The sequence below is a fragment of the Shimia isoporae genome (genome assembly GCF_004346865.1).
Classification (GTDB): domain Bacteria; phylum Pseudomonadota; class Alphaproteobacteria; order Rhodobacterales; family Rhodobacteraceae; genus Shimia; species Shimia isoporae.
On sequence record NZ_SMGR01000001.1, the window covers coordinates 1,821,559 to 1,836,515 of the forward strand.

At 57.2% G+C, this 14,957-nt stretch carries 16 protein-coding genes; 6 read left to right on the forward strand and 10 right to left on the reverse strand.

The window, feature by feature from the left end:
* The first annotated feature begins 3 nt into the window (after positions 1-3).
* Positions 4-399: a HesB/IscA family protein gene (locus BXY66_RS08940; RefSeq protein ID WP_132860397.1), complete on the forward strand. Its 396-nt coding sequence runs from the start codon at positions 4-6 to the stop codon at positions 397-399.
* On the opposite strand, the gene BXY66_RS08945 is transcribed toward BXY66_RS08940, so the two are convergent.
* A complete protein-coding gene (locus BXY66_RS08945; protein ID WP_132859775.1) occupies positions 396-1,304 on the reverse strand; it encodes an isopenicillin N synthase family dioxygenase in 909 nt (302 codons plus the stop codon). The two genes, BXY66_RS08940 and BXY66_RS08945, sit on opposite strands and share 4 nt — an antisense overlap.
* A 121-nt stretch (positions 1,305-1,425) precedes the next feature.
* Between BXY66_RS08945 and tpiA the strand changes: the two genes are divergently transcribed.
* Positions 1,426-2,175 (forward strand): triose-phosphate isomerase, encoded by a 750-nt coding sequence (tpiA, locus tag BXY66_RS08950; RefSeq protein WP_132859776.1) that lies wholly within the window; start codon positions 1,426-1,428, stop codon positions 2,173-2,175.
* Positions 2,176-2,178: 3 nt separating this feature from the next.
* On the forward strand, positions 2,179-2,790 hold the full coding sequence (locus BXY66_RS08955; RefSeq protein ID WP_132859777.1) for a class I SAM-dependent methyltransferase: 612 nt from the start codon (positions 2,179-2,181) through the stop codon (positions 2,788-2,790).
* Here the strand turns inward: BXY66_RS08955 and BXY66_RS08960 are convergent.
* The 4 genes from BXY66_RS08960 to BXY66_RS08975 form a co-directional block, all read right to left on the reverse strand.
* Entirely contained in the window at positions 2,787-3,212 is a 426-nt protein-coding gene (locus BXY66_RS08960) for a hypothetical protein (RefSeq protein ID WP_132859778.1), read from the reverse strand. The genes BXY66_RS08955 and BXY66_RS08960 overlap by 4 nt on opposite strands.
* A 209-nt stretch (positions 3,213-3,421) precedes the next feature.
* Positions 3,422-4,801: a TRAP transporter large permease gene (locus BXY66_RS08965; protein WP_132859779.1), complete on the reverse strand. Its 1,380-nt coding sequence runs from the start codon at positions 4,799-4,801 to the stop codon at positions 3,422-3,424.
* Positions 4,801-5,466, reverse strand: a complete 666-nt coding sequence (locus BXY66_RS08970; RefSeq protein ID WP_132859780.1) for a TRAP transporter small permease — start codon at positions 5,464-5,466, stop codon at positions 4,801-4,803. Before BXY66_RS08970 ends, BXY66_RS08965 begins: the two co-directional genes overlap by 1 nt.
* Before the next feature lie 99 nt (positions 5,467-5,565).
* On the reverse strand, positions 5,566-6,570 hold the full coding sequence (locus tag BXY66_RS08975; RefSeq protein ID WP_132859781.1) for a DctP family TRAP transporter solute-binding subunit: 1,005 nt from the start codon (positions 6,568-6,570) through the stop codon (positions 5,566-5,568).
* Positions 6,571-6,925: 355 nt separating this feature from the next.
* Here BXY66_RS08975 and BXY66_RS08980 point away from each other — a divergent pair, with 355 nt between their 5' ends.
* A complete protein-coding gene (locus tag BXY66_RS08980; protein WP_165929135.1) occupies positions 6,926-8,044 on the forward strand; it encodes a fatty acid desaturase in 1,119 nt (372 codons plus the stop codon).
* Here BXY66_RS08980 and BXY66_RS08985 read toward each other — a convergent pair.
* The 4 genes from BXY66_RS08985 to BXY66_RS09000 form a co-directional block, all read right to left on the reverse strand.
* Positions 8,007-9,170 carry an MFS transporter gene (locus BXY66_RS08985; protein WP_243694332.1) on the reverse strand — a complete coding sequence of 388 codons (1,164 nt, stop codon included), beginning with the start codon at positions 9,168-9,170 and terminating at the stop codon, positions 8,007-8,009. The two genes, BXY66_RS08980 and BXY66_RS08985, sit on opposite strands and share 38 nt — an antisense overlap.
* Before the next feature lie 91 nt (positions 9,171-9,261).
* Positions 9,262-9,678 carry an ACT domain-containing protein gene (locus BXY66_RS08990; protein ID WP_207911296.1) on the reverse strand — a complete coding sequence of 139 codons (417 nt, stop codon included), beginning with the start codon at positions 9,676-9,678 and terminating at the stop codon, positions 9,262-9,264.
* 7 nt (positions 9,679-9,685) lie between these two features.
* The gene (locus tag BXY66_RS08995; protein ID WP_132859783.1) at positions 9,686-10,912 is read right to left on the reverse strand and encodes a sigma-54-dependent transcriptional regulator; all 1,227 of its coding nucleotides are present in this window, start codon (positions 10,910-10,912) and stop codon (positions 9,686-9,688) included.
* On the reverse strand, positions 10,909-12,672 hold the full coding sequence (locus tag BXY66_RS09000) for a sensor histidine kinase (RefSeq protein WP_132859784.1): 1,764 nt from the start codon (positions 12,670-12,672) through the stop codon (positions 10,909-10,911). Before BXY66_RS09000 ends, BXY66_RS08995 begins: the two co-directional genes overlap by 4 nt.
* 120 nt (positions 12,673-12,792) lie before the next feature.
* Between BXY66_RS09000 and BXY66_RS09005 the strand changes: the two genes are divergently transcribed.
* Positions 12,793-13,974 carry a cytochrome P450 gene (locus BXY66_RS09005; RefSeq protein ID WP_132859785.1) on the forward strand — a complete coding sequence of 394 codons (1,182 nt, stop codon included), beginning with the start codon at positions 12,793-12,795 and terminating at the stop codon, positions 13,972-13,974.
* 53 nt (positions 13,975-14,027) lie between these two features.
* Here the strand turns inward: BXY66_RS09005 and BXY66_RS09010 are convergent, their stop codons facing one another.
* A complete protein-coding gene (locus tag BXY66_RS09010; protein ID WP_132859786.1) occupies positions 14,028-14,489 on the reverse strand; it encodes an Lrp/AsnC family transcriptional regulator in 462 nt (153 codons plus the stop codon).
* 140 nt (positions 14,490-14,629) lie between these two features.
* Here BXY66_RS09010 and BXY66_RS09015 point away from each other — a divergent pair, with 140 nt between their 5' ends.
* Positions 14,630-14,932, forward strand: a complete 303-nt coding sequence (locus tag BXY66_RS09015) for a DUF2849 domain-containing protein (protein WP_132859787.1) — start codon at positions 14,630-14,632, stop codon at positions 14,930-14,932.
* The last annotated feature ends 25 nt before the right edge of the window (positions 14,933-14,957 follow it).

A 14,957-nucleotide genomic window follows, 5' to 3' on the forward strand; every position in this document is an offset into this window, starting at 1 on the left:
CTGATGTTTGGCATTCCCGGAAAGCAAGCTGTCTCCATGACACCGGCTGCGGCCGCTCAAATCTCGAAGCTGATGCAGCGCGAGGGCCATACCGGACTTCGAATTGGCGTCAAAAAAGGCGGCTGCGCAGGCATGGAATACACCATGGATTACGTGGACGAGACAAACGAACACGACGAAGTGGTGGAACAGGACGGGGCCGTTGTAATGATTGCCCCGATGGCGCAGATGTTCCTGTTCGGCACAGAGATCGACTACGAGGTGTCGCTCCTCGAGAGCGGCTTCAAGTTCAACAACCCCAATGTGGCCGACGCTTGTGGCTGCGGTGAGTCGATCAAATTCAAGGATGTGGAAGAACTCGCCGCTGAACATCCCAACGGCGCGCCCAAGCTGGTCTAACCGTTCTGCAGGTGCAGATAGGTTTCATCAAACCGCTTCTTAAGATGGTCCCCGGCCAAGATCACCTGCCCCGAACCAATCGGAGCAACATTTGTGTCGTGGTTCGGATTAAAGAACATCGGCACCGAAATCCGCTCTTTGCTTGATCCGACCACGCGGTGCGGCGTCGCTCTTACGGCCCCACCGGTCCACATCTCCAGCATTTCGCCAAAGTTGATAATGAACGCACCAGGGGCGGCCTGCACCGGTATCCAGTCCCCGCTCCGCGTCTGAGCCTCAAGTCCCGGCACACCATCCGTCGCCAAAAGTGTCAGACAGCCGTAGTCTGTGTGCGCGGCGATGCCAAAATCCTTTTCGGTCGCCCAGTCCGGTCGCTCGGGATAATAGTTTCCACGCAACAGAGCCATTGGCCGCGAAAATGCAGCTTCAAAATAGTCTTCCGGCTGTCCAATCGCCGCAGCGATTCCTTGCAAAAGCGCCAGGCAAACACCCAACGTATCCGCATAATAGGCCTGAACCGTTTCGCGAAAATCAGCCACATCCGGCCAAAGATTGTCAGCATATACGGATAGCCCACTGGATCGCAGCGGATCCTCCGCAGCCAGTTCAAAGCCACAGTCAAACACCTGTTTGTAATCCGGATTCGCACTGGGATCGACCTGCTCCGACCCGCCAGCGCCCCAACCGCGGTTGCTGCCGGTTGTGGCCATATCCACGGCAGCCTTGGCGCTCTCTGGCAACTGGAAGAAAGCGCGATAGGCCGCGATAACTTCCAGTACCCGCGCGGGTGTTATTGCCGTGTTCTGCACCACCAGAAACCCGTCGTCCTCAACGGCCTTTCTAAGCGCCGCCAAGGCGTCTACGTCCCGCCGCGCAATTGCCGCCGCATCCAACACTGGCACCATGAATCGTGTCTCCAATACCTGCTTCCCTCCATGCGCATCCAAGACAGCAATGGCAAGCAGGACTTGACGTTACGGGGCTGAGTGTCGACAACAGGCCCAACGATTTACACTGAGGTATGAGATGCGTCGCAAACTGGCTGCCGGAAACTGGAAAATGAACGGAACTTCGGCAGCGCTGGCCGAGTTGGAAACGCTGGCAAAAGCCGCTCCCCCTGCTGAAACAGACGTGCTCATTTGTCCGCCCGCGACGTTGATCTCCCGCGCATCACATGTTGCCGAAAACAGTCACATCCAGATCGGAGGCCAGGACTGTCACGCCGCAAACTCTGGCGCGCATACAGGTGATGTTGCAGCGGACATGCTGCACGATGCCGGCGCATCACATGTCATTCTCGGCCATTCTGAACGTCGCGAAGACCACGGTGAAACCAACGAGGTTGTGCGCACCAAGGCCGCCACAGCGTGGGAAGCCGGCCTCATTACCGTCATCTGCGTGGGCGAAACTCTCTCCGAACGCGAAGCCGAAAACACGCTCGACATAATTGGCGGCCAACTGGCCGGTTCAATTCCGGACGCTGCGACCGGCGAAAACCTTGTTGTTGCCTATGAACCGGTTTGGGCGATCGGCACCGGAAAAGTGCCCACACTCAGCCAGATCGGAGATGTCCACGACTTTGTCCGGATGCGCCTTGAGCGCCGGTTTGGTGAAGGCATCGGTCGCACTGTTCCAATCCTCTATGGCGGCTCCGTTAAACCATCCAACGCCGTAGAAATCTTTTCTGTGTCAAACGTCGACGGAGCGCTTGTCGGCGGCGCCAGCCTGAAGGCGGCAGATTTTCAGGGCATCATCGATGCCCTCGCTGCGTCCTGATCGATGAGCGAGAGCGCGCTGGACAATCTGTACGCGCGCTTCGCCAATCGTTGGCACGGGGACATCTCGCGGCTTGGCTATCCCGACGCCTACGACCGCCTGTGCGCAGCCTTGCCAAAGACTCCGGCACAAACAGTCTTGGATGCGGGAACCGGCTCTGGCGCTCTGGCACAGGCCTGGGCATCACGAGATGTGTCCTATGAGCGCCTGATTTTACTCGATAAATCCCCTGAGATGCTGGATCAGGCGCGCGTCACGCTCGGCCACCTTCCAAATACCGAATTCAAATGCGGGCCTCTCGGAAACGCAGGGCTGTCCTCTGCATCTGTCGATCTGTTGCTGTCGGCACATGTGATTGAACATCTCGAGGAGCCGCAAGCTGGGTTGAAATGGTTCGCACAGCTTCTCCGTCCAGGCGGATTGATCGCGTTGTCAGTCAGCAAACCCCATTGGTGCACTGCGTTGGTGAGATGGCGGTGGGGCCACAAATCCTTTTCGCCGGACACCATGCGATCCATGCTTGAAGATCACGGATTCACAGACATAAAAACCGTGAAGTTTGAAAAGGGACCGCCTAGCCGGACAAGCTGCGGCTATATAGCCCGCCGCGCCTAATCGTTGCGGGTTCCGACCAACGTCACCCCCCAAGTCACTCGTCCGTTGTCATCCGAAAACTGCATGCCCTGAAGCCCGGTTCCGCCCCCCTCAAAGACGCGCTGCACGGCTGGCCCTGTCAGATGTTCCGTCAAAACCCAATGCCAACTCCGCGCATCAATTCCCGTCATCTGTTCAAGGCGCGGCGACAAGATATTTGCCATGAACTGCCCGGCCTGCACCGGCCCCATCTTCACAAGCGCTTTGCCGTGCTCGCTATCGATAACAATGGGCTCCAGCCCGTCGACCGCTGGCTCGGCGCTGACCGTAATTTTAATGTCCTTCAAAGGCCCCTCACGCGCCTCGGAGCCGGAAAAAGCCCAACCCTGTTTCGCGGCCAAAACCGCAGCACCCCCCCCCAGAAATAACCGTCGCGTCCACATGACCGGACCTCCCGCAAACTGCTTTTCTAAAAATCTAGGCTCAAAACTCGCCCATTGCTTTGATATATGGCAACTCCATCGGCTGAACCGCGGACTGTCAAGCGAGCTGCGGGTCCCAGCAGACGGACAAAAATTTGGCGACGCCCCTTCTGGAGCGTCGCCACTTTTTGCTGATAGGTCTGCACCTCAATCGGCGCGTCATGCACCTACTATTTCGTTATGATTTCCGGTCCCATTACTGCGTTCGGCAGCACTGTTGAAATCCACGGAATGTAGGTCACCATGATCAGGAAGACGAAAAGTACCGCAAGGAACGGCAGCGCCGCCCGCACAACACCCATCATCGGCATGCCTGCCACCCCGGAGGTTACAAAGAGGTTCAACCCAACCGGCGGCGTGATCATCCCGATCTCCATATTCACCACCATGATGATGCCCAGATGGATTGGATCAATGCCCAGTTCGATGGCAATCGGGAACACCAGTGGCGCCACAATCACCAGCAAGCCCGAGGGTTCCATGAACTGACCGCCAATCAACAGGATCACATTCACCACGATCAGGAACATAACCGGCCCGAAGCCCGCATTCAGCATCGCGCCCGCAATATGCTGCGGCACCTGCTGTTCGGTCAGAACATGCTTAAGGATCAAGGCATTAGCGATCACGAACAGCAGCGTTACGGTCAGCTTGCCAGCCTCAAAAAGCGTGTGTTTTGTGTCGCCATGAAAGAAAGACGTCAACAAAGCCTGTGGCTTCTTGAATAGCGAGATTTTTTCGCCGCCGTTGTTGTCCGCTGACAGAGGCCCCATGTCCTTGTAGACAAAGCAGGCGATGAAGAACGCATAAACCGCTGCAACCGCCGCCGCCTCTGTCGGGGTGAACACCCCGCCATAGATGCCACCCAGAATAATCACGATCAGGAACAGACCCCAGCCTGCTTCCATTCCGCTTTCCACGATCTCGCCAAAGCCTTTCCACTCGCCTTTCGGCAGGTTCTTGACCTTCGCCATCACATAGATGGTGACCATCAGCATCAGCCCGGCCATCAGGCCCGGAATAACCCCGGCAAGGAACATCCGACCTACGGACACTTCCACAGCCGCCGCATAGACCACCATCACGATAGACGGCGGGATCAGGATGCCCAACGTGCCAGCGTTACAGATCACACCGGCAGCGAACTCCTTGGAGTAGCCCACCTGACGCATGCCTGCGATCACGATGGAGCCAATGGCCACAACCGTCGCCGGAGACGACCCGGACAGCGCCGCAAACATCATACAGGCAAACACGCCCGCAATCGCCAGACCGCCGGGCAAATGCCCCACGCAGGCAATCGAGAACCGAATGATCCGCCGCGCCACGCCGCCCGTTGTCATAAACGACGATGCGAGAATGAAGAACGGGATCGCCAGCAGGGTAAAGTGCCCTTCAAAGGCTTCAAAAAGCGTTCCCGCCACCGACGCCAACGTGGCGTCCGAGAAAAACAGGAGGAACAAGATCGAACTGAGACCAAGCGATACCGCAATCGGCACCCCGATCAGCAACAGGCCAATCACCATCGCAAAGAGAAGTACCACTTCCATCAGTCATGCTCCCCCTGCAATGCCCGAACTTCTTCTATTTCGTCCTCAACCTCGTGGCTTGCCACAAGTCGATCCGCGTCACCTTTCCAGATCGCCAACGATGCTTGCGCAAAGCGGTACACCAGCAACAACATGGAAATCGGCAACACGATGTAAGGCACCACCTTAGGCAGCTTTTCGTACTCGTCGCCGTAGTTGATCAGGTCTTCAAGGAAAGCGAAGATACCCAGCATCGGGATATCCTGCACTTCGTAGAAAGACTGGCTGCGGAACTTCTCTGCAAAGCCTGTCGGGAACCAACGGCCCGATGTGGGCGGCAGATCGGCAAACACGGCCCAATAGTCATAAGCGCCCTTCAACATCAGAAGTGAAAACAGCAAACAGCAGCCCGCTGCGAACAACCCCACAAGACGCGTTACTGGCGCTGGAAGGATGTTGATAATCGCGTCCACCCCGAGGTGACTATGTTTCTTGACCGCATACGAGGCGCCCAGAAGCACCAGCCAGGCAAAAAGGAATACGGTCGCTTCCAGAGCCCAGAGAATATTTGAGTTAAAGCCGAACCGGGCAATGACGTTGGCAAATGTGATTGCCGTCATCAGCCCAAGAAGAAGCGCAATCAGCGTTTCCTCGATCCGGTCCACAAAACTGTGTTTGTGTTGCATGTCCCGCATCCCACCGGTTTTGAGTGATTTTCTTGCAAAACGGGCGCGCCTTCACGACGCGCCCGTCCTGAATAGGTATTTCAGATCAGGCAGTTGGCCTTACATCTTCGCGTTGATCGCTTGCGCTGCGTCGATGTTTTCCTGCCCCACGTCATCCGAGAACTTGTCCCAGACAGGCTTCATGGTTTCGACCCATTCCTGACGCTGCTCCGCGCTCAACGAACGGATGGTACCGCCAGCTTCGATGATCGACGCTTTGGCCGCTTCGTTCACCGCAGTGGACTCTTTGTTCCGCATCTCGGTCACTTCGGACAGAATGGTCAGGAACTGGTCGCGGACAGCCGGATCAAGGCTGTCGAGCCAGTCAACCGAAGTCACCACCAGATAGTCGATGATGCCGTGGTTGGTTTCGGTCACACCGTCCTGCACTTCGAAGAATTTCTTGCCATAGATGTTGGACCAGGTGTTCTCCTGTCCGTCCACAACGCCCTGCTGAAGCGCGCCATACACTTCGGAGAAGGCCATCTTCTGCGGAGAGCCACCGATGGCTTCCATTTGGGCAACCAGAACATCAGAGGACTGAACCCGGAATTTCAGGCCGTTTGCATCGGTCGGCGATACCAGCGGCACGTTGGCAGACATCTGCTTCATGCCGTTGTGCCAGTAAGCCAGCCCCTGCAAACCGCGGCGCTGCATGCTGTCCAGCAAATCCTGACCGGTCTCGGATGCTTGGAAAGCATCAACCGCGTCGACGTCCTTGAACATGAACGGCAGGTCGAAGATCCGGAACTGCTTGGTAAACTTTTCAAATTTTGACAGAGACGGCGCTGCCAGCTGCACGTCGCCCTGCAGCATCGCTTCCAGCACTTTGTTGTCGTTATAGAGCGTGGAGTTCGGGAAGACCTCCATGCACATCGTGCCGTTCATCTCGTCGTTTACGCGCTGCTCAAGCAATGTGGCCGCGATGCCCTTGGGGTGCTTGTCAGTGTTTGTAACGTGGCTGAATTTGACGACGATCTCGCCATCGTCACATGCGGCCGATGCCAGAGATGCACCTGTGACGGTCAGCGCCAGCGCGGTTGCGGCGGTGGTCAGGAATTTCATGAATGTCTCCTCCCAGAGTGTTGGTAGTCATAGTCAGTCAGACGCCTCCCAGCGCCTTATGTGCAGAATTGTGACTTTCCAGACCGCGCCGCTCAACTTTTTGTTAACAGCAATGGATGAAATGGTTTTTTATCAAATTAATCAGCGGGATACCCATCAAGCCTAATTTTCTCGAAATGATACCTTCCTCAACTCGTGCGATTTCCCGCACAGCTTCATGACATGCTTGTGCGAAATCTCGCACAACTGGTTCCGTTACATGTTTCTGATCCACGCAAGAATCACACGACGCCTCATTGACCCGCTTCCACACGGCGCTACTCTTACTCCGACACGTTCAAACCTACCGAATTTCATGACCGACACCGAAATCCCTTCGCGCCCCAAAGGCATCTCACCGCAATCGCGGCGGCACAACGAGATGCGCAAGGAAGCGTTGGCAACCCACCCGGAACTCGCGTCCTTGTCCGGTCCTCAGCCATTTACCGCCTTGGCGCTTCCTTTGCTTCTTGCCGTTCACTGGAGCTTCGCGTGGCTTGTTTCGGATCAACCCGTTTGGGTCATCGGCATAGCCGCGTTTTTTGTCGGCCAGCTGGTGTATCACTCTGCCAGTTCTCTTATTCACGAAACCTGCCACAAGCTCGTCTTCAAGGATGCAGCTCCAAAGCTGGCTTTTGATCTGGCGCTCGAGTTCATCCTCACGAGTTACGGCAAACAATTGACCTACCAGCATCAGCACATCACGAGTCATCATCCATTTGTCGGCGACTATGACAATGACTACGAACACGAAGACATATGCGCGCTTCAGGCAAGGCAATCCGTTTTTCGCGACCACCCCAAATGGCAGCCGGCTCTGACCGCCCTGACCTTGCTGATCCACGCCCTGCCCCTCGGCTCTGTCTTCCTTGCCGGTCAGGTTATGCCACGTGTCTACCGTCGGCTTTCCGGCCGCCCGAACCGCGACCCGGTTCCAAGGTTCACCGGGACAAGCCCATCTGCCGCAGAAGCCCGGCCCTATGTCCTGGTCAGCCTTGCCTCAAACCTGTTGATGCTGGCGTTGCTCGGCCCGTGGGCGTTGCTCTACCACATCTGGTCGCTATCCTTGTTTCTCGGAAAGCTCGGAATTACCAATCTTGGCCAATCCCTGACTGAACATCCGGGCGATGATGACGTGAATCCCACCCGCTCCCACTACGGGCCGATCAACTGGATTCTGTTTAATACCGGCTACCACAACGAGCATCACAGCTTCCCGAACGTTGCCTGGACCCGACTGCCGAAACTGCGCCAAATCGCACCAGAGGTGTTTCACGCCGAATGCGAAAAGTCTTACATCGCCGCTTGGTGGGATCACGTGCGCGGTGGCTTCACACCAAGCCGGAACCTCGCACTTCACAAAGAGGATCAACTTCCACGCTGCGAAGGCAACCTGTCTATTCAGGAACCTTCAGCGCTCCGGACAGAACGGTAATCATCAAAGCCATTCCTGCCAGCACGGCAAAACTCACCGTCAAAGAAGTGGCCGAGGCGATGAACCCCATGATTGGCGGCCCCAGTAGAATGCCGCCGTATCCGAGAGTTGCCACACCGGCAAGCGCCTGCCCTTGAGGGATATCCGGATCGTTGGCAGCACGACTAAACGCCAACGGGAACATCAGAGCCAGCCCCATTCCAAAAAGAACGAAACCTGCCAAAGTTCCCGGAACAGCCGGGCTCAAAATTGCCAACACCATACCGGAGCTTCCCACCAAGCCAGCGACCCGCGCCACTTTGTGAGGTGGGGCCAGGCGGTTGATCCATCCCCCCGACAGGCGCGTTGCAACCATGGCGATCGAAAAGATGGCGAAGCCAATCGGCGCCCATTCGGGCCGAACCCCCACTTCGTCGCGCAAATATATCGCGCTCCAGTCCGCCATCGCGCCTTCGCCCATCGAAGCGCACATCGCCAACAAGCCAACAAGCACCAAAGCGCCCTTCGGAAGCGAAAATACTGCGTTGCGCGCCTCAGTATTGATCTTGGAAACCCAGCCGTCCTGCGAAAACAAAAGCGCCACAAACAAGAGACCACCACCAGCAAGCAGAAAGTGCCAAAACAGCCCAAATCCAAATGTGATTGCGAGATACCCCGTACCTGCGCCAATTCCCGCGCCCAAGGACCACATCGCGTGGTAAGTCGACATCTGTGCCCGTTTTGACCAGCGCTCCACCTCTGCTGCCCAACCATTCATGGCCACATCCATGCCGCCGTGAAAGGCCCCGAATGCCAACAAAATCAGCCCCAGGGTAAACGGCCCCGGTGCCATCGCCAGACCAAACAAAGCCAGTGCATTCAACACCCCGATGATCCGTGTCACCTGTGCTGCCCCACGCTTGTCGCTCAGCCAACCAGCTATCGGAAAGGCGACAATCGCCCCCGCCGCCATCAAAAGAAGAAGGCCGCCAAGTGCCGAGTGGCTCAGGTTGTGAAGGTCTTTGACCGCCGGAATTCGCGAGGCCCAGACACCAAACAACGCGCCATTAAGCGCAAACATCGAGGCCACGGCACGCCAGTGCGTGCCGCGCGCTTTCGCGGTTGGCTCTTTCATTTCCTGAGTCATCGGATTGGTCCTGTCGCTCTCGGCTCAGCGCTTGTTTTCACCAGAAACCGCTCCAAAGTCCAGCCCTTGATGTTATCGCTAACGAACCGCCTCAAGCATTGTTGGCCTGACGCTGCAGCTCTTTGAGAATACCCATGGCCTCTTGCGCGCGCGCCTCTGGCACAAACAGGTGGTCATGATGGAACGCCGCCACCACGTTGCACGCAATGCCCTTCGCCGCCAGCGCACTCGAAACCGCCGCCGTTAGCCCCACGCCTTCAAGCGAAGAAAACACCTTGAGCGTGATGCACCTCATGCGCTGATCTGTTGCAAAACCACGTCGTTCAGCATTAGCGACAGACATGATCATCGACACGCCCTCGTCTTCCTCAAAGATGCATAGCGCGTCAGATACAAATCTTTCCGTGATGCAGGGATGTGCTTTTGTTACAAAGACATAGACGTCACTCTGCAAGTGAGGTTTCATGCCTGAAATCATCTCTTTTGCGGATGTTGCCAAAGTCTTCATAGCACACTCACCTGAACTCTTCGGGCCTCAGCCCATACTTCTCTAGTTTGTCGTAAAGCGTACGTCGCGACAGTTTAAGCGCATCCGCCACCGCAGCCGCCTTGCCGCCATGTTTGCGCAATGCTTCGCTCAGCAAGGTTCGTTCAACTTGCGCCATCTGCTCGGCGAGCCCCAAGCCTTCGTCTCGCGCCTCTTCGCCGGGTAACCCCAAAGCAAAACGCATAGCAACACTCATCAGGGCCCGTGCATTTCCCGGCCACTCCCGCGCCATCAGACCTGACAGAACATCCGGTGTGACGTCTGGCGCAGACACGCCGGCCTGCTCGGCAGCCTGGGCCACGTAGTGACGAAACAGCACCGGTATGTCCTCCGGTCGCTCAGCCAAAGACGGAATGCGGACTTGCAACGCGTCAAGGCGGTAGAACAGATCCGCATGCAGTTGACCCGCCTCTACCGCCTGATCGAGCTTGGCCGCGCTGCCAAAAATCAATCTCGGGTGCCCGCCGCGCTCCATTGCCCCCATAAGGGAGAATTGCGTCTCCATTGGCATCGACTGTATTTCGTCGAGAAAAAGACTGCCTCCGCTGGCATCACCCAACGCCTGCTCAAGGCGCGCCACATCCATACCCGCACCCGTGTGTTTGCCGAACGGCCCTTCGCTCAATGGTGAGCACAGATGAATCACCTCCGCCACCTTGGAAATTCCGGTGCCGGGCGCGCCGGTGACCAACACTTCGGCCCCGATCCGCGCGACGTGGCGCACCTGCTGACGCAGTGCTTCCGCGCGTTCCGATGTGCCAAACAGCCATCGAGCAGCCGCATCGCCGGTTTCAAGCTGCGCCTTCAGCCGTCGGTTTTCCAACGCCATTCCGCGCGCTTTTTGCGCGCGCTCGATCACGGCAACAAGTTCGGCAGGTGCGCAGGGTTTCTCCAGAAATCCAAACGCGCCCCGGGCCATTGCTTTTACTGCCATCGGAATGTCGCCCTCACCCGTCAACAGGATCACCGGCAATTCCGCGTCCACACCTCGGGCATAGTCCAACAGGTGAAACCCGTCCCGTCCCGGCATGCGCATGTCCGAAAGGATGACACCACTGAAGCCCGGAGCAATGTGGTCCTTGGCTTCCACAAAGCTGCCCGTGGAAATGACGGGGATTTCTTCGAGCTCCAGCGTCTGACCAAGCGCTTCGCGCACCACCGGATCGTCATCCACCACCAACACCGGCGCCATCATGCCGCGCTCTCCTCTGTCTCTTCCCAGCGATCCAACTCCACGGTGAAAACCGCACCGCCTTCGGGCCGGTTGGCGCCACGGATGTTGCCGCCAAAACTTTGCACAAGGCCGTAGCTGATGGAGAGCCCCAGCCCCATACCCTCCGAACTGCCAACTTCCTTCGTGGTATAAAACGGGTCAAAAATCCGGTCGGGCTCGTCAATACCGGGCCCGCTGTCCATCACCTGTACCGCCAGTCTCGGCTCCGTTGCCAGCACGATTTCAATGTGTTTGTCTGCGCGATCTGCCATCGCGTCAGCAGCGTTATTGATAAGGTTTACAAACACCTGCCCCAAACGCACCTCGCCGCCAAGCGCATAGACCGGCGCTCCGCCAGACCATCCAAGCGTCACCCCATCCTGCCGCAATCTTGAGCCCGTCAGTTCGACCGCCTGATCAATAACAGACACAAGGTCCACCTTGCCCATCGGCTCGCTTTCGTTGCGGGCAAATGCACGCAAATTCTTGATAATCCGGGCCATACGCGTTGCCATTTGCCCGATCCGCCCAAGGTTCTCGCCTGCCTTTTCGGCATTTCCGCGCGCCAGAAAGCGTTCTCCATTGTCCGCGAATGTCTGGATCGCCATCAATGGCTGGTTGAGTTCGTGACTGATGCCCGCACTCATTTGACCCAAAGCACTCAGTTTACCCGCCTGAACAAGATCAGCCTGCGCCTGTTTCAACGCGGCTTCCGCTTCTTCCCGTTCAACGACCTCACGTCGCAAGGCAGCGTTGGTCTGACGCAAGGCCTTGGTGCGCGCATCCACACGCGCTTCAAGTTCGACATTGGCTTCCGAAAGAACCCGCCGCCGCTCCATCGCAAGCCACAAGATCAGGCCGAAAGCCAATGCCACTGCAGCGACAAATCCAGCCTGCAAACCAGCCAATCTGCGTGCGGGTGCCACATCCACAATGGCCTCGCCCAGCATGTCGATAACAGGCAAATCTTGCACGATATGCAATCCGCGCTCAGGCAGATACGGCCCCCAGTTCAAGCGCCAGATTTCAAATCCGCTCCGCCAATAGGAACTAAACGGCGGGGCATCGCCTTCCGGTGGACGCAACCCCACCTCACCTGCCTCGCGGCTCCAGAACAACAGCTCCGACCGGTTGGAAATAAACACCAACCCGCCTTCATCGGAAAACACCACGGCCGGCCCATCGCCGCGCCAGTTTTCCTCCACAACGACCACGTCGACCACGACAACAAGCGCGCCGCGCACCTTACGATCCGCCCCGAAAGTAGGCGCTGCGAAATAGAATGCGCGTGTCCCATAAGTGTCATCCACAGCGTGGTGCGCACCCAAAGCACCATGCAAAGCGCGTTCGAAATGCTGTGCTCCGGCAACGGATGTCTGTGTGACATCAGCGGCTCGCGCCGATGCCAGAACAGTTCCCTCCGTGTCTGCATAAATCAGATCAAGCGCGGTCGTTTTGTCCGCCGCTTCTAGCAAAAGCGCCTGCGCAGCTGCCGCATCACCGCGCCCTTCGGCCAGGGCAAGCAGCTCCGGATGCTCAGCCAGGAATACGGCGAGTTCCTGATATCGTTGCAACTGTGCTGTCAGTCGGTCCGACGCGAGCGCAAGGTCCGCTTCACCTCGCCTTTGCAACTGGTCCAGCGCCTGACCATAGCCATAGTGCCAGACGCCCCCCGCCACCGCAGAAATCGCCAGCAGGGAAAACAGCAGAATCGCCGCACGGTGCCTGATCCAAGTCGTCATGACCGCCAACGTAGCGAAGTTTGAAATACGCCGCGAGTCACTGGCGATACCAACCAGTCACTGCAATTTGCATGATCCGGCATCTTGTCATTTCTGTCCAATTGGTAAAAAGCTTCAGGCATGAAGACGCTTTCCCAATCCGCCACCGCTCCGGACTTTGTCCAGAACCCCTATCCGTTTTACGAAGCCGCTCGCGACGCTGGTCCGCTGGTTTTCTGGCAGGACTACGACATGCCAGCGGCAATGTCCCTCGACTTGGTGAGTGCGATCTTCAAGAACCGGAAATTTGGGCGTGAGGTGCCTGAAGAAATGGCGCCGGTAATTCCGGACCATGTCAAAGACTTCTACGCGGTTGAGGCTCATTCCATGCTGGAACTTGAGCCACCCCGCCACACGCGACTGCGCTCTCTGGTATTGCGGGCTTTCACGACCCGTTCGATTGCGGCGCTGGAAGAGGAAATTGATGCCCTTTGCCACGAACTAATCGACACTTTCCCCGAAGGCCCGTTTGACTTGCTCGAGGCATATTGCACGCAAGTACCGATCATCACGATCGCGCGGCTGCTTGGTGTGCCTGATGAAATGGCCCCACAATTCCTGGCTTGGTCGCATGCGATGGTCACCATGTACACGGCCGGACGCACCCGCGCGGACGAAGAAGCCGCGAACACCGCTGCACGTGAATTTATCGAGTATCTCACCGGCTATATTGATCAGCGCCGCCAGACACCAAGCGACGATCTGATTTCTCGCCTGATCGCAGCCGAAGAAGAGGGCGAGAAACTCTCCACCGAGGAGCTTATCACCACTTGCGTTCTGCTTTTGAACGCCGGTCACGAAGCAACCGTTCACAGCATGGGCAATGGTGTGAAAACCCTGCTCGAAACCGGACTGCAAACCAACTGGCTTGCACCTGATGCCATTGACCAAACTGTTGAAGAAATCCTTCGCTACGATCCACCCCTGCACATGTTCACGCGATATGCCTACGAAGACATCGAAGTTGCGGGGCACACCTTCAAACGCGGAGACCAAATTGCCCTCATGCTCGGGGCGGCGAACCGTGATCCCGCGGGATGGGAAAATCCGAACCGGTTTGATCCGACCCGCAAGATCAAAACCAACACGGCATTTGGCGGTGGATTGCATTTTTGCGTCGGCGCACCTTTGGCGCGACTGGAAATGAAAATCGCCCTGCCGATTCTATTTGACCGCTGCCCGGATCTCTCCCTCGTCGGCACACCGAAATACGCAAACGCCTATCATTTTCATGGTTTGGAGCGACTCGAAGTCACCCTTTGAACGCGGACTGCCAGACCGGCGTTTTACCGACGTAAAACCGACGTGATGCAGCCCTAAAGGGGCAGCATCGCCGTGGACTTGATCTCTTCCATCGACAGCAGTGCGGTCACGTTGTGGACCTTCACCTCGGAAATGAGGGCCTGATAAAAAGTGTCATAGGCCCGTGCGTTCTGGACCTGCACTTTCAGGATGTAGTCGATGTCACCGGCAAGCCTGTGTGCTTCTTGCACTTCAGGACGCTCCCGCAGCGCGGTCAGGAACTTCGCCTGCCAGTCCGCCTCATGTTCGCTGGTACGGATCAAAACAAAGAAACAAGCTTCAAAACCAAGCGCTTCGGCATCAAGGAGAACGGTTTGCTGCTTGATCACACCTGCCTCGCGCAACTTGCGAATCCGGTTCCAAACAGGCGTTTTGGATGACCCCACCCGCTTGGCGATTTCGTCCAGCGATTGCGCCGCATCCCGCTGCAATTCGCCAAGAATTTTCCGATCCATGTCGTCGATGCGCAATGCCATCCCGTTTCCTTCGTATTTTTGGAATTCCGGCCTACCACGCCCACTCGCCAAGAACAAGCGTTTCTATTTTTCAACACATCTGGCGCATATGCGGGAATATTTCCTATATATCTCTCAAGTTTTATTCCGGGAGAGAGACGATGCCACGCGCATTCACACCCAAAGTTGTCACTGCCAACGCCCTGATCGAGGGAGACGTGATCTATTTGTCCGCTGACAACAGCTGGACACGTGATCTTGCCGAGGCGGAACTGCTCACCGACGAAGCCCACGCACAGCTTCGCCTCCTGGAGGCGGAGCAACAGCCGGGCGAAGTGGTTGGCGCTTACCTCGCAGATGCACAGGCAGGCAACGCCGGCCCTGAGCCGACCCACTTCCGCGAGGACTTTCGCCGCACCGGCCCGTCCAACTATTTCCACGGCAAACAGGCCGTCGGCCAATAATACGAAGCCGCAAGGCACGCAGGAG

What these genes read in the sequence shown, in the direction of transcription:
- BXY66_RS08985 (WP_243694332.1), bottom strand. Translation starts at nt 9,170, where the DNA reads ATGACTCAGGAAATGAAAGAGCCAACCGCGAAAGCGCGCGGCACGCAC.
- BXY66_RS08955 (WP_132859777.1), top strand. Translation starts at nt 2,179, where the DNA reads ATGAGCGAGAGCGCGCTGGACAATCTGTACGCGCGCTTCGCCAATCGT.
- BXY66_RS08945 (WP_132859775.1), bottom strand. Translation starts at nt 1,304, where the DNA reads ATGGTGCCAGTGTTGGATGCGGCGGCAATTGCGCGGCGGGACGTAGAC.
- BXY66_RS08975 (WP_132859781.1), bottom strand. Translation starts at nt 6,570, where the DNA reads ATGAAATTCCTGACCACCGCCGCAACCGCGCTGGCGCTGACCGTCACA.
- BXY66_RS09000 (WP_132859784.1), bottom strand. Translation starts at nt 12,672, where the DNA reads ATGACGACTTGGATCAGGCACCGTGCGGCGATTCTGCTGTTTTCCCTG.
- BXY66_RS09010 (WP_132859786.1), bottom strand. Translation starts at nt 14,489, where the DNA reads ATGGCATTGCGCATCGACGACATGGATCGGAAAATTCTTGGCGAATTG.
- tpiA (WP_132859776.1), top strand. Translation starts at nt 1,426, where the DNA reads ATGCGTCGCAAACTGGCTGCCGGAAACTGGAAAATGAACGGAACTTCG.
- BXY66_RS08990 (WP_207911296.1), bottom strand. Translation starts at nt 9,678, where the DNA reads ATGAAGACTTTGGCAACATCCGCAAAAGAGATGATTTCAGGCATGAAA.
- BXY66_RS08995 (WP_132859783.1), bottom strand. Translation starts at nt 10,912, where the DNA reads ATGATGGCGCCGGTGTTGGTGGTGGATGACGATCCGGTGGTGCGCGAA.
- BXY66_RS08960 (WP_132859778.1), bottom strand. Translation starts at nt 3,212, where the DNA reads ATGTGGACGCGACGGTTATTTCTGGGGGGGGGTGCTGCGGTTTTGGCC.
- BXY66_RS08940 (WP_132860397.1), top strand. Translation starts at nt 4, where the DNA reads ATGTTTGGCATTCCCGGAAAGCAAGCTGTCTCCATGACACCGGCTGCG.
- BXY66_RS09015 (WP_132859787.1), top strand. Translation starts at nt 14,630, where the DNA reads ATGCCACGCGCATTCACACCCAAAGTTGTCACTGCCAACGCCCTGATC.
- BXY66_RS08980 (WP_165929135.1), top strand. Translation starts at nt 6,926, where the DNA reads ATGACCGACACCGAAATCCCTTCGCGCCCCAAAGGCATCTCACCGCAA.
- BXY66_RS08965 (WP_132859779.1), bottom strand. Translation starts at nt 4,801, where the DNA reads ATGGAAGTGGTACTTCTCTTTGCGATGGTGATTGGCCTGTTGCTGATC.
- BXY66_RS08970 (WP_132859780.1), bottom strand. Translation starts at nt 5,466, where the DNA reads ATGCAACACAAACACAGTTTTGTGGACCGGATCGAGGAAACGCTGATT.
- BXY66_RS09005 (WP_132859785.1), top strand. Translation starts at nt 12,793, where the DNA reads ATGAAGACGCTTTCCCAATCCGCCACCGCTCCGGACTTTGTCCAGAAC.